This is a genomic window from Nitratireductor aquibiodomus NL21 = JCM 21793, assembly GCF_000615975.1.
In the GTDB taxonomy this organism is placed as follows: Bacteria; Pseudomonadota; Alphaproteobacteria; order Rhizobiales; family Rhizobiaceae; genus Nitratireductor; species Nitratireductor aquibiodomus.
Window position 1 is genome coordinate 1 of record NZ_BAMP01000004.1, and the last position, 18946, is coordinate 18946.

The 18946-nt window shown below is 62.2% G+C and carries 14 protein-coding genes and 5 pseudogenes; 4 read left to right on the forward strand and 15 right to left on the reverse strand.

Annotated features, from left to right (window positions below):
* The 10 genes and pseudogenes from addB to JCM21793_RS23590 all read right to left on the reverse strand — a co-directional run.
* The coding region (gene addB, locus JCM21793_RS01855; protein WP_025029294.1) for a double-strand break repair protein AddB at window positions 1-1256 on the reverse strand (1256 nt) is incomplete at its 3' end.
* Window positions 1246-1983 carry a nucleotidyltransferase family protein gene (locus tag JCM21793_RS01860; protein WP_007009095.1) on the reverse strand — a complete coding sequence of 246 codons (738 nt, stop codon included), beginning with the start codon at window positions 1981-1983 and terminating at the stop codon, window positions 1246-1248. The genes JCM21793_RS01860 and addB, both read right to left, overlap by 11 nt.
* Window positions 1980-3488: a tRNA (adenosine(37)-N6)-threonylcarbamoyltransferase complex ATPase subunit type 1 TsaE gene (tsaE, locus tag JCM21793_RS01865; protein ID WP_025029295.1), complete on the reverse strand. Its 1509-nt coding sequence runs from the start codon at window positions 3486-3488 to the stop codon at window positions 1980-1982. The genes JCM21793_RS01860 and tsaE overlap by 4 nt, the downstream gene beginning before the upstream one ends.
* Before the next feature lie 9 nt (window positions 3489-3497).
* A pseudogene (locus JCM21793_RS23580) lies at window positions 3498-6042 on the reverse strand (sensor histidine kinase).
* Window positions 6043-6245: 203 nt separating this feature from the next.
* Window positions 6246-7646 carry an adenosylhomocysteinase gene (gene ahcY / locus JCM21793_RS01875; protein ID WP_007009098.1) on the reverse strand — a complete coding sequence of 467 codons (1401 nt, stop codon included), beginning with the start codon at window positions 7644-7646 and terminating at the stop codon, window positions 6246-6248.
* A gap of 146 nt (window positions 7647-7792) precedes the next feature.
* The gene (locus JCM21793_RS01880; protein ID WP_025029296.1) at window positions 7793-8113 is read right to left on the reverse strand and encodes an HPr family phosphocarrier protein; all 321 of its coding nucleotides are present in this window, start codon (window positions 8111-8113) and stop codon (window positions 7793-7795) included.
* On the reverse strand, window positions 8110-8511 hold the full coding sequence (locus JCM21793_RS01885; protein ID WP_007009100.1) for a PTS sugar transporter subunit IIA: 402 nt from the start codon (window positions 8509-8511) through the stop codon (window positions 8110-8112). Before JCM21793_RS01885 ends, JCM21793_RS01880 begins: the two co-directional genes overlap by 4 nt.
* Before the next feature lie 247 nt (window positions 8512-8758).
* Entirely contained in the window at window positions 8759-9217 is a 459-nt protein-coding gene (locus JCM21793_RS01890; RefSeq protein ID WP_025029297.1) for an HPr kinase/phosphorylase, read from the reverse strand.
* A gap of 5 nt (window positions 9218-9222) precedes the next feature.
* Window positions 9223-10994, reverse strand: a pseudogene (locus tag JCM21793_RS23585) (sensor histidine kinase).
* A 162-nt stretch (window positions 10995-11156) separates the two neighbouring features.
* Window positions 11157-11857 (reverse strand): annotated as a pseudogene (locus JCM21793_RS23590) (response regulator transcription factor).
* Window positions 11858-12158: 301 nt separating this feature from the next.
* Between JCM21793_RS23590 and JCM21793_RS23595 the strand changes: the two are divergent.
* The 4 genes and pseudogenes from JCM21793_RS23595 to JCM21793_RS01920 all read left to right on the forward strand — a co-directional run bounded on the left by JCM21793_RS23595 (window position 12159) and on the right by JCM21793_RS01920 (window position 15742).
* Window positions 12159-13770 (forward strand): annotated as a pseudogene (locus JCM21793_RS23595) (phosphoenolpyruvate carboxykinase).
* An 84-nt stretch (window positions 13771-13854) separates the two neighbouring features.
* Window positions 13855-14289, forward strand: coding sequence for an alternative ribosome rescue aminoacyl-tRNA hydrolase ArfB (gene arfB / locus JCM21793_RS01910; RefSeq protein WP_007009104.1), 435 nt, complete (start codon window positions 13855-13857; stop codon window positions 14287-14289).
* Window positions 14290-14406: 117 nt separating this feature from the next.
* Window positions 14407-14862: a peptidoglycan-binding protein LysM gene (gene lysM / locus JCM21793_RS01915; protein ID WP_025029298.1), complete on the forward strand. Its 456-nt coding sequence runs from the start codon at window positions 14407-14409 to the stop codon at window positions 14860-14862.
* A 265-nt stretch (window positions 14863-15127) separates the two neighbouring features.
* The gene (locus JCM21793_RS01920) at window positions 15128-15742 is read left to right on the forward strand and encodes an alpha-ketoglutarate-dependent dioxygenase AlkB family protein (protein WP_025029299.1); all 615 of its coding nucleotides are present in this window, start codon (window positions 15128-15130) and stop codon (window positions 15740-15742) included.
* Here the strand turns inward: JCM21793_RS01920 and coaA are convergent.
* From coaA to hisA, 5 genes and pseudogenes are all read right to left on the reverse strand, one after another.
* Window positions 15729-16687: pseudogene (coaA, locus tag JCM21793_RS23600) on the reverse strand (type I pantothenate kinase). The gene JCM21793_RS01920 and the pseudogene coaA overlap by 14 nt on opposite strands.
* Window positions 16688-16774: 87 nt before the next feature.
* Window positions 16775-17095: a phosphoribosyl-ATP diphosphatase gene (locus JCM21793_RS01930; protein WP_025029300.1), complete on the reverse strand. Its 321-nt coding sequence runs from the start codon at window positions 17093-17095 to the stop codon at window positions 16775-16777.
* On the reverse strand, window positions 17092-17892 hold the full coding sequence (gene hisF, locus JCM21793_RS01935) for an imidazole glycerol phosphate synthase subunit HisF (RefSeq protein ID WP_007009109.1): 801 nt from the start codon (window positions 17890-17892) through the stop codon (window positions 17092-17094). Before hisF ends, JCM21793_RS01930 begins: the two co-directional genes overlap by 4 nt.
* On the reverse strand, window positions 17889-18179 hold the full coding sequence (locus JCM21793_RS01940; protein ID WP_155983359.1) for a hypothetical protein: 291 nt from the start codon (window positions 18177-18179) through the stop codon (window positions 17889-17891). The genes hisF and JCM21793_RS01940 overlap by 4 nt, the downstream gene beginning before the upstream one ends.
* Window positions 18180-18211: 32 nt before the next feature.
* On the reverse strand, window positions 18212-18946 hold the full coding sequence (hisA, locus tag JCM21793_RS01945; protein ID WP_025029302.1) for a 1-(5-phosphoribosyl)-5-[(5-phosphoribosylamino)methylideneamino]imidazole-4-carboxamide isomerase: 735 nt from the start codon (window positions 18944-18946) through the stop codon (window positions 18212-18214).

Sequence of the window (18946 nt, forward strand, 5' to 3'; positions counted from 1 at the left end):
TCGGCGAGCGGCGTGCCGCCGGAATCATCCGCCTCGATCCCGAAGCGACGCAGCTCCACCGCGACACGCCGCGCCAGACCGCGATCGGGTGTGACGAGTGCCACCGTGGCGTTCTCGTCGGTCAAGGCAAGGCGCAGCGCAACGGCTATCGACAGCGCTTCCTCACGCTCGTTTGCGGTCTCGACCAGGGTCACGCCGGAAAGCGCGTCCCCTTCTGTCGCATCGGCTGCAAGCGCCTGATTTTCGAGCCAGGCATCCGTGGTTTCGGCAGGACGCAGGGTTTCGCTGACCAGTGCGCGGCGCAGGGCAAGCGGCGGGGCAGGCTCGCCAAGCTCGACCACCTCTTCGCGCGTGATGCCGATGGCGGAAAGCAGTTTCTTCAGCCCTGCCTGCGGATGGCCGAAGGCGGACGGCTCGTCCGCATCGCCGACCGCCTCCCAGGCACGTGCGTCGAGCCGCGTGTCGAGGCCCGGTAAAACCACGGCACCGTTTTCCAACCCGGCGATTGTCGCCAGAAGCCGCGCTGTCGCCGGAATGGAGCCGGTGGAACCGGCGGCGATGACCGGGCCCTTGTGTGCATGGGCCTTGAGGCGTGCGGCCTCTGCCGCCAGCATTGCATTGCGGTGTGCGGCGGGGTTGGAGCGGTCGAGCTCTTCGAGCAGTTTTGGCCAATGGGCAGTGACGATCTGCAGAAATTCGAGCGTCACCTGCCACCAGTGCGCCAGCGCATCGGGCGCGAGGCTGGCGAGCTTTGTCCAGTCGGCTTCCTCGGTTTCGATCTCGTCCATCAAACCGGCGAGATCGCGCGCGAGCCAGATGGAATCCGACGCCGAAGCCGGCACCACGACACCTTCCTCAAACAATGCCGCCACATGGCCGGGCAGCCGCGCCTTCCACGCCTGCACGAGCGGTGCCAGCAACAGGATGCGATCCAGCGCCTCTATCGGCGGGGCGAGATCGAGCGCGGTGGCACCCTCTGTATCGAACAGCGCGGCCTCCTCATCGAACTCGCCCAGCGGGCGAATGACGGGGAGGATGGCGGATTGACCATCGAGCTTTCGAAGCAGGACATCGCGCAGGGCGCGAGCGGCACGGCGAGTCGGCAGATAGATGGTGACATCGGCCAGCGTCAGCGGATCGCCCGTGTGCCGAAAACCCGACACGAGCCTGCCTTCAAACAGGGCTTCGACAAGCGTCTCCAGAAAGCCGACGCCGGGGGGAATGGAAAAGACGCACCGCTTCTCTTTAGCCGGCATCGCTTTTCTCGGCGTGCTTTGCCACCACCGCTTCGGCGGGCGTGATGGCATCCGGCGTGCCGACGGTGATCCACGCGCCATCCATTCTCATGCCGAAAAGCCGGCCTTTGGCTTCGGCAGCATCGAAATAGGCGTTGAGAGACTGCGGCTCGTTGCCGGCACCGGCAAAGATGCGCGGGTGGAGGACGATCGCGCCGGCATAGATGACGCCGCCCTCCACACCGCGATCACGGGTGAGGCGGCCTTGTGCATCCATGCTGTAATCGGTCGAGCCGGAATGGCCCGTGGCCTGTTCGGTGTCTGCAACCATGAGGAGAATATCCATGGTGTCGGCATCCCAGGCAAGGGCCATGCGCTCGAGATTGGACGTGCCAGCCTCGAGCCAGAACGTATCGGCATTGAGAATGAAGAAGGGCGCGTTTCCCAGATGCGGCAGGGCGCGAATGATGCCACCGGCCGAATCCAGAAGCTGTGCGCGCTCATCGGAAATGACGATCTTCGGCGCGGTGCGACCCGCCAGATGCGCTTCCATCTGGTCAGCGAGGTAATGCACATTCACCACGGCCGTCTCGACCCCGACACGCTCCAGCATGTCGAGCGCCCGGTCGATCAGCGTGCGTCCGGCGATCTTCACCAGCGGTTTGGGCATGGTATCGGTGATGGGGCGCATGCGCTTGCCGAGCCCGGCGGCCAGAACCATCGCCTTTGTCGGGACCGTTCCGCTCATGCCTCGTCTCCGCTCAGGAAACCGGCTTCTTCGTAGAACACGCGCAGCTCATCCAGCACGGGATGGCTCATTGCGCGGCGGAGATAGGCGCGGATGCGCGGCAGGTGCTTGATGTAGAAAGGCTTATGGTCGCGCTGCTCCAGCCGCACGAAGGTGCCAAGCAGCTTTGAATTGCGTTGCGTGGCGCAGATCGCATAGGCCTCGTCGAACGCTTCGCGGTCGAACGGCCCCTGCTCGGCGCGGGCAGCGCAATAGGCTTCCACGACGGCGCGTTCCAGCGCTTCGGGCATGGTCACGCGGGCATCGAGCGCAAGCGAGGCGACGTCATAGGCCGCTGGCCCGCACACCGCATCCTGCAAATCGATCAGCCCCAGCCGGTCGAACCCTTCGCGCTCCGCCCGCCAGATCAGGTTTGGCGAATGAAAATCGCGCAGGACGAGATTTTTTTCGAAATGCTCAAGGCGCGCGAAGAGCCGGTTCCAGTGCTCCATATAGCCCGCGCGCTCCGCATCGTTTGCGGGGCGCCCGGCCATGAAGGGCATGTACCAGTCGGTCAGGAGGCTCACCTCGATGCCGAGCGCCTCGCTATCATAAGGCGGCAGTTCGTGAATGAGCTGATCGTTGACGGGCATCTCTTTTGGCCATGCGTCGCGGTGAAGGGCGGCGAGGAGACGCGCAGCCTCCACATAGCGCTCAGTGACCGGCTCGCCTTCGGGCGAAAGAAACGGTGTCTCGCCGAGATGTTCGGTCAGGAGAAGCCCGGTTTCCAGATCCTGCGCATAGACCTGATAGGCCGAGAAACCGCGCGCACGAATGGCATTTGCCGTGGCCACAGAAGCGGCGACCGACTGCGCCAGGTGCGCGACCTGGCTATAGGGCCGCCCGCAGGCAAGCAGCGGCTCGTCGCGCCGCTCGGGCGCGTTCATCAGGATGCGGCGGGCGCCAAGCCGCGTGGTTACCGTCTCATAGGCCCGCAGCGAGGCATCGCCCAGAAGGAAGGCGCGATGGGCGCGCAGTTCTCCAGCGTTGTTGAGAAAATCACGGATGGCGAAGCTGCGCTCCAGCCGAAGCATGGCTTCCTCCGGCCCGGAGATCACCGCAAGCCGGCCTTCACCGCTGTCGTGAAGCTCAAGGCGGATCGCACCGGCGAGCCGGTCGCCTGCGCGTTCCGGCCACTCCACGAGCGCAACACCCTCTTCGGTCGCCTCGAAAAGGCCAAGCTCTTCCAGCTCGTCGGGCTCACCCAGCCGGTAGAGATCGAAATGATGAACGGGAATACGCGCTTCGTAGCTCTGCACCAGCGTGAAGGTGGGGCTTGGAACATCGAGTTCCGCGTCGCCGGCGAGGGCGCGGATGATGGAGCGGGCAAGGGTCGTCTTGCCGGCACCGAGATCGCCCTTCAGGGCCAGAACATCGCCGGGCCGCAACGCCACGGCGATATCCTCGCCGAAAAGCGTGGTTGCGTCTTCATCCGGCAGGAAGCGTTCCAGAACGCGTGCTGTCATACGGTTTGGCTACTCTGCGGCGACCCGCGCCTGTGTCGGCGCGGAGGGGAAACGGCAGGTTACCGTGGTTCCGCGCCCTTCGCCCGTGTCGATGTGAACCGAGCCTCCATGCAGCTCGACGAAACTCTTGACGATGGAGAGGCCAAGCCCCGCACCACGCCTGCGCCCGCCATTAACATGCGGCTCGAAGCGTTTGAAGATCGTTTCGAGCACATCAGGCGCCATGCCGGGTCCGTCATCGTGGACGCAGAATTCGACCGCATCGTCATATTGGCGCGCGGAGAGGCGGATCGTGCCGTTCTCGGGTGCGTAATTGGCTGCGTTGGAGAGCAGGTTGAACAGAACCTGCCGCACACGGTTTTCGTCCGCATGGAAGACGAGCGTGGCATCATCCATCTGCACATCGAGGCGAATCTGGTGCTCGCGCAGACGTTCCGAGATCAACCCGGCCGCGGTCTCGACCATGTCGCCGACCCGCACCTCACCGATCTCCAGTTCCATGATGCCGGCATCGACCGTCGCCAGATCGAGAATGTCGTTCACCACGGTGAGAAGCACGGAAGAAGACGACCCGATGTGGTCCACATATTCGCGCTGCTTCTGATTCAGCGGTCCCGTCTCCGGCAGGTTCAGGAGTTCGGTAAAGCCGATGATGTTGGTCAGAGGCGAACGCAGCTCGTAGGAGACGTGCTGGACAAAATCGTTCTTCAGCTTGTCGGCCTTCTGCAGCGCGTCGTTCTTTTCCTTCAGGGCGCGTTCCACGTTCACGCTGTCGGTCATGTCGACAAAGGTGATCATCACCTGGCCGTTGGGCAGCGGGATTGTGGCGTGGCTCAATACCGAGCCATTCGAAAGCTCCACCTGGCCATGCTGCTGCGCCGCTCGTCATCGAAACCCGTGACGGAGGCAACGAAGCTGCGCCATGGGCTGTCCTTGGGGCTGTCCTTGGGGCTGTCCTTGGCGAGCGGATCGCACACCGCGCGGATATCGGCAATATGCGCTTCGGGCGTGACGAGCTGATCCGGCAGGTTCCAGATGCGCTGGAACGCCGGATTGGACAGGCGCAGACGTCCATCCGGGCCGAACACCGCAACACCTTCGGTGAGGTTGTCGAGCGTTTCGCCCTGCACCCGCATCGCCGCATTGTAGCGACTTTCGAGATCGAATTTCTCCGTCAGGTTCTCGAAGACCCAGGTCACGCCGCCCTTGGGCTGCGGATTGGCGATCACGCGGATGGTGCGTCCGTCGGGCAGGTGCACCAGTGTTCCTGCGGCTTCATGCTGCGATAGGCGGACAGGAGCCCTTCCTTCCAGCGACGCCACTCGGGCTGTTCGGCCAACGTGCCTTCGCTGCGCAGCCGGTCGAGCAGCAGGGCATTGTCGGGTCTGCTTTCCAGGAACGGGGTGTCGAGATCCCACAGCTTCTGGAACGACTGGTTGAAGAAGCGCAGCTTCTGGTTCTCGTCGAAGATCGCCACCGCCGTGGTGAGCTGGTCGAGCGTGTCGGAGTGGCTCTGAACCGTGCTCTCAAACTCCCGGCGGATCGTTTCCACTTCGCTGACATCCGCCGCGAGGCCCGCAGACCCATGCAGGCCTGCATAGTCCGTGACCGCAAAAACCCGCCGCTCGCCCTGAACGACCGCCGAAAGCGATTGCCGGAAAACCTCATTGGCTTCCCGATGCCGGTTTGTGATTTCCTCGCGCGCCGACATGGGCAGGAATTCGAGCTGTTCGCGCAGAACCGCATCGCCGGTGGGCGCATCCACTGCGCCCGTGAACGCACGGTTCACCCATGCGAGCTGGCCGGCCCTGTCGCGTAGCCAGAACGGCATGTCGAGCGCGTCGATCAACCCGAGGAGCGTCGCACGTTCCGACAGAAGATTGCCCTGCTCGAGCTGAAGCCGCGCATGCTCTTCACGCACGCCGGCGAGCGAAACGAAGCGCAGAACCGTATGCTGGGCGGATTTTCGTCCCTGTGCCTCAAGCATCGTGCCGGAACGGGTTTCGATGGTCAGATCGAAATTCTCGCCGGTTTCGCGCAGCGTGGCGAGTGCGCGGTCAAGCGCCGAAGCCGAGCGCGGCATCATCCAGCGACCGAAGGCGAGAAATGCCGAGCGTTCGTCCGGGGCGCCGCAGCCGGGTGGAAGGTCGCCGACAATCGCCGGCCTGTCCGATCCGCCATCCCAGACAACGGCCCGCTGATCCCTGAGGTTGAGAAGGGCCTCGGAGCGGCCAAGAGCGCCGCTCAGCTCGGCGATGCGCGCGCGCAGTTCGAGATTTTCAGAAGCGATCCGGGCGCGCTGCCGGATCAGCCAGATGGCGGAAAGAAAGGCGGCGCCCATGACACCTGCAAAGACCGCGAGCTGGATGACATCGACAGCCGTGACGGAAATGCCTGGTGCAAGCTGTGCAGTGGTCTGCGCGGCCGCCACGGATGGCACTGCCACGCTCGTCGTCAGCGTCAGAAACCGCACCAGTCCCCGCATGATGCCCGCTTTGCGCTGTCGGCCCCAAGGGCCCGAAGATCCGCCGCTCAGCGGGTCCAGCCCCGGCATGTCCTGTTCCTTCTCCGCCGCATGATCTGGCAAGACCGCCCCTTCCTTTCGCCAGGCTCACAGCCCGGAAGGTCAGCCGCCTCGCGAATCACAGCACTGTACCGCGTGAGCGAATCGCCGTGAAGAAGGACGCGTGACAAAAATAATACCGGGCCAAAAGTCAATGGCCCGGTATCAATATCTTGTGTCTTGGTTAATTCTGCTTAATAGCGGTAGTGTTCCGGCTTGAACGGTCCCTGCGGCGTGACGCCGATATAAGATGCCTGTTCTTCCGACAGGGTGGTCAGTTGAGCGCCCAGCTTGTCGAGATGCAGGCGCGCGACCTTCTCGTCGAGATGCTTCGGCAGGACATAGACCTCGTTCTTGTACTCCTCACCACGCACGAAAAGCTCGATCTGCGCCAGAACCTGGTTGGTGAAGGAAGCAGACATCACGAAGCTCGGGTGGCCCGTAGCGTTGCCGAGATTGAGGAGACGGCCTTCGGACAGCAGGATCATCCGCTTGTTGTCCGGGAAGGTGATCATGTCCACCTGCGGCTTGATGTTCGTCCATTTGAGATTGCGCAGCGCGGCGACCTGAATCTCATTGTCGAAATGGCCGATATTGCCGACGATCGCCATGTCTTTCATCTTGCGCATGTGATCGAGAGTGATGACGTCCTTGTTGCCGGTCGTGGTGATCACGATGTCGGCAGCCGGGGCGGCATCGTCCAGCGTAACGACCTCGAACCCGTCCATGGCAGCCTGCAGGGCGCAGATCGGATCGACTTCGGTCACCTTAACGCGGGCACCGGCACCGGCGAGCGACTGGGCCGAGCCCTTGCCTACATCGCCATAGCCGCATACCACGGCCACCTTGCCGGCCATCATCACGTCGGTGGCGCGGCGGATGCCGTCGACCAGCGATTCCTTGCAGCCATATTTGTTGTCGAATTTCGACTTGGTGACGGAATCGTTGACGTTGATTGCCGGGAAGGGAAGAAGACCCTTCTTCTGAAGCTGGTAAAGACGGTTCACACCGGTGGTGGTCTCTTCCGTCACGCCCTTGATGGCTGCCTTCTGGCGCGCGAAGAAGCCCGGCGTTGCCGCCATGCGCTTCTTGATCTGTGCAAACAGGACTTCCTCTTCCTCGCTGCCCGGATTTGACAGGACATCCTCGCCGGCCTCGGCGCGGGCACCGATGAGGATATACATGGTGGCGTCGCCGCCATCGTCGAGGATCATGTTGGAGGGTTCGCCATCCGTCCACTGGAAGATCTGGTCCGTGTAGGTCCAGTACTCTTCAAGCGTCTCACCCTTGACGGCGAAGACCGGCGTGCCGCTCTCGGCGATGGCCGCTGCAGCGTGATCCTGCGTGGAGAAGATGTTGCAGGAGGCCCAGCGCACATCCGCGCCGAGTGCCTTCAGCGTCTCGATAAGAACGGCGGTCTGGATCGTCATATGCAGCGAGCCGGAGATGCGCGCGCCCTTGAGCGGCTGCTCGCTGCCAAACTCCTCGCGGCAGGCCATCAGGCCCGGCATTTCCGTTTCGGCGATCTCGATTTCCTTGCGTCCCCAGTCGGCCAGGGAAATGTCGGCGACCACAAAATCCTTGTCAGCGCTCATTGGCGTACTCTCCGATTTTCATGAATTCGGGCGCCACAGGCAGCAGGCCGGGCGCGAAGGCTGGCATCTGACTACCAGATCATGGCGCAGCTCACAATGGATATAAAGAAATCTTTATTCGTGCATGTGAAGCGGCGGGGGTGGCCTCAGCACTCTTCACCGAAGCGATCGGCAATCAGGGTCTGCAACGCATCGAGAAGCGCTTCTGCTTCCGGCCCGCTGGCGCTCACGCGGATCTTGCAGCCGGGGCTGGCGGCAAGCATCATCAGACCCATGATGGAGGTTCCGCCGACGGTGATACCGTCCTTCTCGACCTCGACATCGGCGTCGTGATTTTCCACCGTCTGCACAAACTTGGCAGAGGCGCGCGCATGCAGGCCGCGCTGGTTGACGATGCTGAACTCGCGCTTCAGCTCCTCGGGAGCGGGTGTGCTGGCTGAGACTTCGTTTGCCTGGGCCTCACTCATTTTCCGCTCAGAACCTGACTTGCGACATTGATGTATTTGCGGCCGGCCGCCTGTGCCTCCTCCAGCGCCTGCGCCATGTCGTCATTGGCGCGTGCGGAAGACAGCTTGATCAGCATGGGCAGGTTGACTCCTGCGATGACCTCGACACGGCCCGCATCCATCACCGATATGGCGAGGTTCGACGGCGTGCCACCGAACATGTCGGTGAGAATGATCACGCCAGCGCCGGTGTCGGCCCGGGCCACTGCATCGACGATATCGCGGCGGCGCTGCTCCATATCGTCTTCGGCGCCGATGGAAACCGTTTCCAGGTTTTCCTGATGGCCCACCACATGTTCCACGGCATGGCGGAACTCTTCGGCCAGCTGGCCATGCGTCACCAAGACGAGCCCGATCATCGGCACATCATCCGAAGGCTTGGTTTTTCGCTCGAGCCTGTCACGCTTTCACTCCATCCACTGGCTTCACGGGTCTGTCCGCTTATCCGGTTTTTCTTCAATTAGCGTTCGAACCCTTCTGGTCCACCCTTGCTTTGACGGTTCCGAAGACGCCCCAGTCCCGTCCCGCCCCGCGGCAAGAGCGCTATCTTGTCAAGGCACAGGCCGTTGACAAGCCCAAAACTGCGGCGATTCGCCTAAATAAAGTTCAAACGGGGGTGCGGGCGGGTCCAAAAGGCGGCAATTGAAGGGTTGCAGCGATGGCATGGACCGCCCTTCGTGCCTGTCGTTGCGGCAATACCACGCACGGAATCGCAATGCCCTCGTGTTCGATCTCCGTCCCTTCGGAGAAGCGCGGCGCCTCTTCTTCGTCGACCAGACGTATGGTGAGGTCGATGACGGCGGCGGGCACGTGTTCGAGCTTCGCTGGCCCGAGACCGCGCGCTTCTGCCAATCCCGCGATGGGATCGGGTGTGCGCACGATGAGACGCCCGCTGCGTGCGGAGAGGTATACCTGATCGTCTGACACGAAAGCGGTGAAGACGCCTGCCGCCCGGAAGAAGGCGAGCGCCTCAAACGCGAGCATCGTCTTGCCGGTGCCCGATTCGCCCTCGATCAGAATGCCGGTGCCCGCAACAACAATAGCAGTGGCATGGCGGTTATGCATGGCGGTCAGGCCTCGGCCGGCAACGAGACGATGAAGCGGGCACCCTTGAGGTCACCGGGCTTCGCTCCGGCAATGTTCTCCGCTGTCAACGTGCCACCATGGGCCTCGATGATCTGACGGCTAATGGAGAGGCCAAGACCGGAATTCTGGCCAAACGCCTCGCCGGCCGGACGATCAGTGTAGAAGCGTTCGAAGATGCGATCGATGTTTTCCACGCGGATTCCGGGCCCATTGTCCTCAACCGTGAGGATGACGCGCTTGCCGGCGCGCGCGAGGCGCACATCGATCCGTCCGGTCTTCTCCGGCACGAAGGAGCGGGCGTTCTCGATCAGATTGGTGATCACCTGCCCCAGCCGCAGGTCATGGCCCTGAATGAAGTAGGCCATGTCCGCTTCGTCTTTTCCGCCAGCTGTGAACGTGATCTCAACCGGTTTCTTGGACGAACCGGCCTCGCGGATCGCACCCACCAGATCGCCAACGAACTGCTTCAGCTCCACGCGGCCCGCATCCTCGCGCGAAAGCTCCGCGTCGAGGCGCGATGCATCGGAAATGTCGGTGATCAGGCGGTCCAGGCGCCTGACATCGTGCTGGATGATTTCCAGAAGCCGCTCGCGCGAGCGCTCATCTTTGGCGAGTGGCAGGGTTTCCACGGCGCTGCCGAGGGAGGTCAGAGGATTCTTCAGCTCATGCGCCACATCGGCAGCAAAGCTCTCGATGGCGTCGATGCGTGCATAAAGCGCCTTCGTCATGTCGCGCAGGGCAGCCGACAGATTGCCGATCTCGTCCTGTCGGTGGGAGAAGTCGGGAATCTCCTCACGCGAACGCGCGCCACGGCGCACACGCACCGCCGCTGCCGAGAGGCGCCGCAACGGATTGGCGATCGTCGAGGCAAGCAGCAGCGAAAGAATGGCCGTCACCAGCGCTGCAACGGCAAACACGCGCAGAATCGCCTTGCGCTCGGCTGCAACGATCTTGTCGATGTCACCGCCCTGAGTCGAAAGGAGAAGCACGCCGAGCACCGCGCGGAAGCGCTGGACGGGCACGGCGACGGAAACGATCTGCTCGCCCTGCTCACTGATGCGCACCACATAATTGGTCGTGCCGGTGAGCGCCTTCATCACTTCCGGATAGGCCACACCGCTGCCTCCCGGCTGCTCCCGGTAGACAGGCAGGTCCCGGCGACGAAAAATTTCCCTCAACCGCCGCCAGACCTGATCGAAAAGGCTCGCATCTTCATCCTCGATGGAGGGCAGTTCATAGCGGAGCACCTGCCCCAGATACTGGGAATCAAGCAGAAGGTTGGCGTCTGGATCATAGATGCGGGCGCGTGTCCGGGTCTGCGGTATGAGCCTTCGCAGGAGGGGAGCCACGCGCTCGGGGTTGATCGGAAAGTCGAGCTTTCCAGCTGGTCGCCCCGCGGCGGCAGGCTCTGCCCCGCCTGCAGCTCTAGCAGCTTGTCGGGATCCACAAGGATGGAGTCGGTCTCCACCTCGGCGGAGCTGGCAATGGCGCCGGCAATGATCTCGCCCTGTGTCATCAGGCTTTCCACGCGGGCGCTGATCAGCTCTTCGCGGAACTCATTCAGATAAAGAACGCCGACAACCAGAACGCCGAGACCGGCGAGGTTGAGAAAAAGGATACGCCGCGTCAGGCTGGAAAAGACATAATGGCCGAAAAGACGGCGCAGGGGCACGGCAAGCCGACCCAGAAAGGGCTGGCCCGCTGAACGCGCGGCCCTCGCGGACCGCCGCTCCGTCTTTTCCGTTTCTGCACTCATCGCTACTGTCTTGCCGGCACACGCGCCGGGCTACTGCAATTCCGGGACGACCCCAGGGTCCTGACCCAAGAGCGGTTCACCGTTTCATGGAAACGCCGCTCCACTCTATCTGTCTTTCCGCATTTATGCGGACGTCAGGTGACTCCACCTGACTGCAAAATGCTAGATCTCTCGGAAGCGATAGCCGACGCCATACAGCGTTTCGATCATGTCGAATTCGCCGTCAACCGCCTTGAACTTCTTGCGCAGGCGCTTGATGTGACTGTCGATCGTACGGTCGTCCACATAGACCTGCTCGTCATAGGCCGAATCCATCAGCGCATCGCGGCTTTTGACCACGCCCGGACGCTGCGCCAGCGAATGCAGGATCAGGAATTCCGTGACGGTGAGCGTCACCGGCTGTCCCTTCCAGGTGCAGGTGTGGCGCTCCTGATCCATCACAAGCTGCCCGCGCTCCAGCGACTGCGACTGCTTGCCCGGCGTCTTGGCAGCGATCTCGCGATTGCTCGCGCGGCGCAGAACCGCGCGGACACGCTCGACCAGAAGGCGCTGCGAGAAGGGTTTGCGCACAAAATCGTCAGCCCCCATCTTGAGGCCGAAGAGTTCGTCGATCTCATCGTCCTTGGAGGTCAGGAAGATCACCGGCACATCGCTCTTCTGGCGCAGCGGCGCAAGAGTTCCATGCCATCCATGCGCGGCATCTTGATGTCCAGGATCGCCAGGTTCGGCGGCCGCGCACCCAACCCTTCGAGCGCCGAAACGCCGTCGGTGTAGGTCTCGACCCGATAGCCCTCCGACTCCAGTGCGATGGAAACGGAGGTGAGAATGTTGCGGTCGTCATCGACAAGCGCGATTGTTGCCATATCCAGCGGCTCCCTCATGGGCATGTCGTCCCTATCTGCATCGATCGGCTGCGCAGTTGCAGGACAAATTGGGTACAAAATGTGGCATATAAAGCAGCCTGTGTCACACAGGCGCAGTCTCGTGACACCTCCGGACGCAGCGAAGGTGTGCAAATCTGCGATTAATCCAGGTCGATTTAAACGATTTAAACGATTTTAAAAAATTTAAATCGATTAATGGTTTGAAATCCCTCGCTTATCTGTGTTTTCAGCTGAGATCGCCTGCGGAGACAGGCATCTCAAGGGAAATCTGGTGGTTACGATGAACGAAACCGGCATGCGCAACCCGGCTTGCGGGATCGACAGCAATGGTCTGAAAACGACAGGCGCCGTCTTTTATAATTTTCAGCCGGCTGCGCTCTATGAGGAAGCGGTCCGCCGCGGAGAGGCAAAACTCACCGCCGACGGCGCGCTGGTGGCCGAGACCGGCCAGCACACGGGCCGCTCCGCCAGGGACAAGTTCGTCGTGCGCACCACCGACACCGAGGATGCCGTGTGGTGGGACAACAACAAGCCCATGTCGGCTGAACATTTCGACGCACTCTATGCAGATTTCGTCAAGCAGGCCGCTGACCGCGATCTTTTCGTGCAGGACCTTGTGGGCGGGGCGGATCCCGAAAACAGCCTGCCCGTGCGCGTCGTCACGGAATATGCATGGCATTCGCTGTTCATCCGCAACCTGCTCCTGCGGCCCGAGGTGGAGGCGCTCGCCTCCTTCGTGCCGGAGATGACGATCATCGACCTGCCGTCCTTCCGCGCCGACCCTGAGCGCCATGGCTGCCGCACCGAGACCGTCATCGCCGTGGACCTGACCCGCAAGATCGTTCTGATCGGGGGCACCTCCTATGCGGGCGAGATGAAAAAGTCGGTTTTCACCGCGCTAAACTACATTCTGCCAGCAAAGGGCGTGATGCCGATGCACTGCTCGGCCAATGTCGGACCGGATGGCGATGCCGCCGTCTTCTTCGGCCTGTCGGGCACCGGCAAGACCACGCTTTCTGCCGATCCGTCGCGCACGCTCATCGGCGACGACGAGCATGGCTGGGGCGAGACCGGTCTCTTCAATTTCGAGGGCGGTTGCTACGCCAAGACGATCCGGCTTTCTGAAGAGGCCGAGCCGGAGATCTTTGCCACCACGCGCCGTTTCGGCACGGGTGCTGGAGAATGTTGTGCTCGATGACCAGCGCCGCCCCGATTTCGACGATGGCAGCCTGACCGAGAACACGCGCTGCGCCTATCCCCTGCACTTCATCCCGAATGCAAGCGAGACCGGCCGCAGCGGCCATCCCAGCAACATCATCATGCTGACGGCCGATGCCTTCGGCGTTCTGCCGCCGATCGCCAGGCTTACGCCGGCGCAGGCCATGTATCACTTCCTGTCCGGCTACACCGCCAAGGTGGCCGGCACGGAAAAGGGCGTGACAGAACCGGAAGCGACCTTCTCCACCTGCTTCGGCGCACCCTTCATGCCGCGCCATCCCTCGGAATACGGAAACCTGCTGCGCGACCTTATCGCCCGTCACGGTGTCGACTGCTGGCTGGTGAACACCGGCTGGACCGGCGGGGCCTATGGTGTCGGCAATCGCATGCCCATCAAGGTGACGCGCGGCCTTCTGAACGCGGCGCTGAGCGGCGGGCTCAACGATGTGGAGTTCCGCACGGATCCGCATTTCGGCTTTGCCGTTCCCGTTGCGGTGCCGGGCATTGATGCAGGCGTGCTTGACCCGCGCTCCACCTGGGCCGACAAGGCCGCCTATGACGCTCAGGCCCGCCGTCTCGTCGGCATGTTCGTCGACAATTTCGAAAAATTCGAAACGCATGTGGATGCCAGCGTCCGAGCAGCAGCACCGCATATGGCGGAAGCGGCCGAGTGACATCAGGCTTGCATCCCTGCCGCTGAATGCGCATTTTCAGGCCCGGTTCACGACCGGGCCTTTTCATGTGAACGGACAGGAGCAATGGCCGAGGGCGACCTCAACATCAGGAATGGCGTTACCGTCTTCGAGGACGAGTTGCAGGAACAGTTCATCCGTTCCTCCGGTCCCGGCGGGCAGAACGTCAACAAGGTGGCGACCGCCGTGCAACTGCGTTTCAATGCGCGGGGGGCACGCGGACTGCCCGAACGTGTGCGCGAAAGAGCGCTTGCCCTGGCAGGCAGCCGCGCCACCAAGGACGGCGATATCGTGATCGAGGCCGGGCGTTTCCGCACTCAGGAGATGAACCGCGCCGACGCCCGAGACCGGCTTGCCGAACTGCTTTCGCGCGCTGCCGAACCGCCACCCAAGCCACGCAGGAAGACAAAGCCGTCCCGCTCCGCCATTGAGCGGCGGCTGAAGGCGAAGGCCGGTCGCTCATCCGTCAAGAAGATGCGCGGCAAGGTCAGCTTCGACTGAGGCGGGCATCGTCGGAGAAGCGCCCGCTACGGTAACTTATGCCCAGCAACTGTTTTGCGGTTGAAATCCTGAGGCGTTACACGTCAAATATCCCAATTCTAACTGGAGACCTTACCCATGGGCATTTTCGATTTCGTCAAATCCGTCGGCAAGAAGCTCGGCGTGGTGGACGAGGAACCCCCGGCAGCGGGCGAACTGAAGAAGGAGCTCGATTCCCACAAGCTCGGAACCGACAAGGTTGATGTGGTCGTGGAAGGTGACAAGGTCGTTCTCAGGGGCGAAGTCGCTGACCAGTCGGCTTTCGAAAAGGCCGTTGTTGCCGTCGGCAACACGCTCGGCATCTCCAAGGTGGAGGCCGGCGAGCTGAAGGTCGCTGCGGCGGCAGCGAAGGCGCCAGTTTTCTATACCGTGAAAAAGGGTGACAATCTCTGGAAGATCGCCGAGGCCAATTACGGCAAGGGCAAGGGTGCGAAATACACCGTGATCTTCGAAGCCAACAAGCCGATGCTCGACGATCCGGACAAGATTTACCCCGGCCAGGTGCTGCGCATTCCCGATCTCGCCGAGGCGTGATCGCAATTGTCATGATCTGACAGGAGACGGCGGCTTTCGGGTCGCCGTTTTCTTTTTTGCGGGTGTAAGCTTTCTGCGCGAGGCTGTCGGCGTGGTGCGTGGTTCGACAAGCTCACCATGAGGAAGGTGGTATCGGGCAAGCCTGTTCATGAACATGATGCAGGGGTTTGCAGCTAATCCCGCCCCTCATGGTGAGCTTGTCGAACCACGCACTCCATCAATGCAACGGCGCATCATGCGCCGTGTTCGACGCAAGGAGACCCTGTTGCCAACCCTGACCGAAGGCGTGCGCCATCTACCGGGTTATCTCGACCGCGCAGCCCAGGAAGCGCTGGTGGCGGACATTCGCGCCGTGGTGCGCGAGGCACCGCTGTTTGTGCCTGCAATGCCCCGCACCGGCAGGGAGATGAGCGTGCGCATGACCAATTGCGGCGCGCTCGGCTGGGTTACGGACAAGGAGCGCGGCTACCGCTATCAGGCGATGCATCCCGTGACCGGAAAACCCTGGCCGCCCATTCCGGCACGGCTGCTCGCGCTTTGGGACGAGGTGGCGGATTTTCCCGCTCCGCCCGAAGCCTGCCTTGTCAATCACTACACCGAAGCGGCCAAAATGGGCCTTCACCAGGACCGCGACGAAGAAGCCTTCGCAGCACCGGTGGTTTCCGTATCGCTTGGCGACACATGCCTCTTTCGCGTCGGCGGCACAACACGCGGCGACAGAACCGTTTCCGTCAAACTTCAGTCCGGCGATGTGGTGGTGCTCGGCGGGGCAGGGCGGCTGGCCTTTCACGGTGTTGACCGCATTTATCCGGGCACCTCGACACTGCTTTCAGCGCCCGGACGCATCAATCTCACGCTGCGCCGGGTTACAGCTTCCTGAGCGCGACCTCTTCTGTCAGATGGTTGGCGCCCTTGCGCAGGATCAGATCGGCGCGCGGCCTGGTCGGCAGGATGTTTTCGCGCAGGTTCTTCAGATTGATGTTCTCCCAGAGCTGCTCGGCAATGGCGAGCGCGGCGTTGGCTTAAGCGCGGCATAGCGGTGGAAAAAGGATTCCGGATTCTGGAACGCCGTTTCGCGCAGCCGCATGAAACGGTCGACATACCATTGATGGATCAGATCTTCCGGTGCGTCGATATAGATGGAGAAATCGAAGAAATCCGACACCACGGGGACGGCTGCCCCATCCTGCGGAAGATCGCGTGTCTGCAGGACATTGATGCCCTCGAAGATCAGAATATCGGGCCGGTCGATTGTGCGGAACTCGCCCGGCAGAACATCGTAGGTCAAGTGCGAGTAAAGCGGCGCCTGGACATTTGGCAGGCCGGCCTTGATGGCCGAAAGAAACCGCAGGACCGCCCCGACATCGTAGCTTTCGGGAAAGCCCTTCCGTTCCATCAGATTTTCGCGCCGCAGGATCTCGTTCGGATAGAGGAAACCATCGGTCGTCACCAGATCGACCTTGGGGCTGGATGGCCAGCGGGTGAGAAGTTCCTGCAAAACGCGCGCCGTGGTCGATTTTCCGACGGCCACCGAACCGGCGATGCCGATGATGAAGGGGGATTTGACCACGTCTTCCGAATCGAAAAACACCTGCCTCTGCCGGAACAGGAGCTGTGTGGCTTCCACATGGGCCGAGAGCAGGCGCGACATGGAAAGATAGATCCGGCGCACCTCCTCCAGATCGACCGGGTCGTTCAGCGAACGCAGGCGCCGAACCTCGTCCTCGGTCAGCGTGAGCGGCGTATCGGCGCGAAACTTCGCCCATTTCTCGGCGCTGAAAATGCGATAGGGGGAGTACTTCTCCCCTGAGACAAGCTGGTCCATGAAGTTCGCGGCCCCCTTCCTTGCCGCCATGGCTGTCTTTGTGCTCTCGGTCATGCGTCGAATGATGCCATCCCGCGCAGAAACGATCTATCCCTTTCGGGATGCCTTCTCCTCAACGCCCGAACGTGCGGTGCGGCGCTCAAGCTCTTCCATTACCTCATTGAGCGAAACGCCTTCCAGCGCCAGGACCACGAGCCAATGATAAAGAAGATCGGCACTTTCGAAAATCAGCTCCTGCCTGTCACGCGAGACGGCGGCGATCACCGTTTCAACGGCTTCTTCGCCCAGCTTCTGCGCTGCCTTGGGCGTGCCCTTTGCAAACAGTCTGGCGGTCCAGGAGTTTTCGTCGCCCGAGCGCGCGCGCTCGGCGATGATGGCTTCCAGACGGGTGAGGTCGAACTGGCTCATGCCTGCTCCGGGGTCTGTGCGGGATCGAGCCGCATAGGAATGCCCGCCGAGGCCATATATGCCTTGGCCTCGCCGATCGTGTAGGTGCCGAAATGAAAGATCGAAGCGGCCAGCACGGCACTGGCATGGCCCTCGCGCACGCCTTCGACAAGGTGATCGAGCGTACCGACACCGCCGGAAGCGATCACCGGCGCACGCACCGCATCGGCTACAGCGCGGGTCAGCGGAATGTTGTATCCGGCCTTGGTGCCATCGCGGTCCATCGAGGTCAGCAGGATCTCGCCGGCACCGAGATCCACCACCTTTCGCGCGAACTCCACCGCATCGATGCCGGTCGGTGTGCGCCCGCCATGGGTGAATATCTCCCAGCGCAGCGGTTCGCCTTCGCCAGAGACCTGCTTGGCGTCTATCGCCACGACAATGCACTGATCGCCGAACTTGTCGGCAGCGCGGGCCACGAGTTCCGGGTCCTTCACGGCCGCCGTGTTGATCGAAACCTTGTCGGCCCCGGCGAGCAGAAGCCTGCGAATGTCCGCAACCTCGCGCACGCCACCGCCCACCGTCAGCGGCATGAAGCACTGCTCGGCGGTGCGCGCCACCACGTCGAAGATCGTTTCGCGGTTGTCGCTGGAGGCGGTGATGTCAAGGAAGCAGAGTTCGTCCGCGCCGGCGGCATCATAGGCCTTGGCCGCTTCCACCGGATCGCCGGCATCGATCAGATCGACGAAATTAACACCTTTGACGACGCGGCCGTCCTTCACATCGAGACAGGGAATGACGCGGGCTTTGAGGGTCATGCGAAATCTGCCTTCCTGCGGGCCCGGATTACGGCGATCATTGTCGCCACGGTCCAGACCATCAATGCTGCCATGCCGAAGGGCAGGCTGATCAGCATCAGCCAGCCCATCACGAACATCGTATAAAGCATGTCGCCCCGATCCGCACCGGCGATCATGCAGGGATTGCTGTATCCCTCGTGAAGCATGCAGCCATGCCAGCTCGCCAGAATGCTGGAAACCGCGACCGAAATGACGGGCAGGGCGGTCAGAACGAGGATGACAACGAGAAGAACAGTGAAGATCATTTTTGTCTTCCGGCTCAGCTTCCCATCACCGCTCACGCGGCTTCTCCCTTAAGCACTCTCAACGCCTCCGCCGGGTCAATCCGCCCGTCATAAAGCGCGCGGCCGGAGATTGCGCCTTCGAGCTTTGCCGCGTCGGGCATGGTCATGCGCACGATATCGGCTATGGAGGCGAGGCCGCCCGAGGCGATCACGGGGATGGAGACCGCATCGGCAAGCTCGATGGTCGATTCCCAGTTGATGCCGGTCAGAACACCGTCCCGGTCGATATCCGTATAGATGATGGCGGCCACGCCCACGCCCTCGAACCGGCGGGCCAGTTCGATGGCTGAAAGGTCGGAGGTTTCCGCCCAGCCTTCCACGGCCACCTTGCCACCGCGCGCATCGATGCCGACGGCGATCCTGCCCGGAAACGCCCTGCAGGCTTCCTTCACCAGATCGGGATCGCGCACCGCGACAGTGCCGAGGATCACGCGCGACAGGCCCTTATCGAGCCAGGCCTCGATATGGGCGAGCGTGCGGATGCCGCCACCGAGCTGTACCGGGTTTTTCGTCGCTTTCAGGATCGCCTCAACCGCATCGCCATTGACGCTCGCGCCGGCAAAAGCGCCATTCAGGTCAACCACATGCAGCCATTCGAAGCCCTGCTCTTCAAAGCTGCGGGCCTGCGCGGCGGGGTCGGTGTTGTAGACCGTCGCCTCGTCCATGTCGCCCAGTTTGAGCCGAACGCACTGGCCGTCTTTCAGGTCGATGGCGGGAAAAAGGATCAT

Coding starts and splice junctions, on each gene's coding strand:
- JCM21793_RS01860 (WP_007009095.1), bottom strand. CDS start 1,983: ATGAGCGGAACGGTCCCGACAAAGGCGATGGTTCTGGCCGCCGGGCTC.
- tsaE (WP_025029295.1), bottom strand. CDS start 3,488: ATGACAGCACGCGTTCTGGAACGCTTCCTGCCGGATGAAGACGCAACC.
- ahcY (WP_007009098.1), bottom strand. CDS start 7,646: ATGAGCGCTGACAAGGATTTTGTGGTCGCCGACATTTCCCTGGCCGAC.
- JCM21793_RS01880 (WP_025029296.1), bottom strand. CDS start 8,113: ATGAGTGAGGCCCAGGCAAACGAAGTCTCAGCCAGCACACCCGCTCCC.
- JCM21793_RS01885 (WP_007009100.1), bottom strand. CDS start 8,511: ATGATCGGGCTCGTCTTGGTGACGCATGGCCAGCTGGCCGAAGAGTTC.
- JCM21793_RS01890 (WP_025029297.1), bottom strand. CDS start 9,217: ATGCATAACCGCCATGCCACTGCTATTGTTGTTGCGGGCACCGGCATT.
- arfB (WP_007009104.1), top strand. CDS start 13,855: ATGGCCGAGGGCGACCTCAACATCAGGAATGGCGTTACCGTCTTCGAG.
- lysM (WP_025029298.1), top strand. CDS start 14,407: ATGGGCATTTTCGATTTCGTCAAATCCGTCGGCAAGAAGCTCGGCGTG.
- JCM21793_RS01930 (WP_025029300.1), bottom strand. CDS start 17,095: ATGAGCCAGTTCGACCTCACCCGTCTGGAAGCCATCATCGCCGAGCGC.
- hisF (WP_007009109.1), bottom strand. CDS start 17,892: ATGACCCTCAAAGCCCGCGTCATTCCCTGTCTCGATGTGAAGGACGGC.
- JCM21793_RS01940 (WP_155983359.1), bottom strand. CDS start 18,179: ATGATCTTCACTGTTCTTCTCGTTGTCATCCTCGTTCTGACCGCCCTG.
- hisA (WP_025029302.1), bottom strand. CDS start 18,946: ATGATCCTTTTTCCCGCCATCGACCTGAAAGACGGCCAGTGCGTTCGG.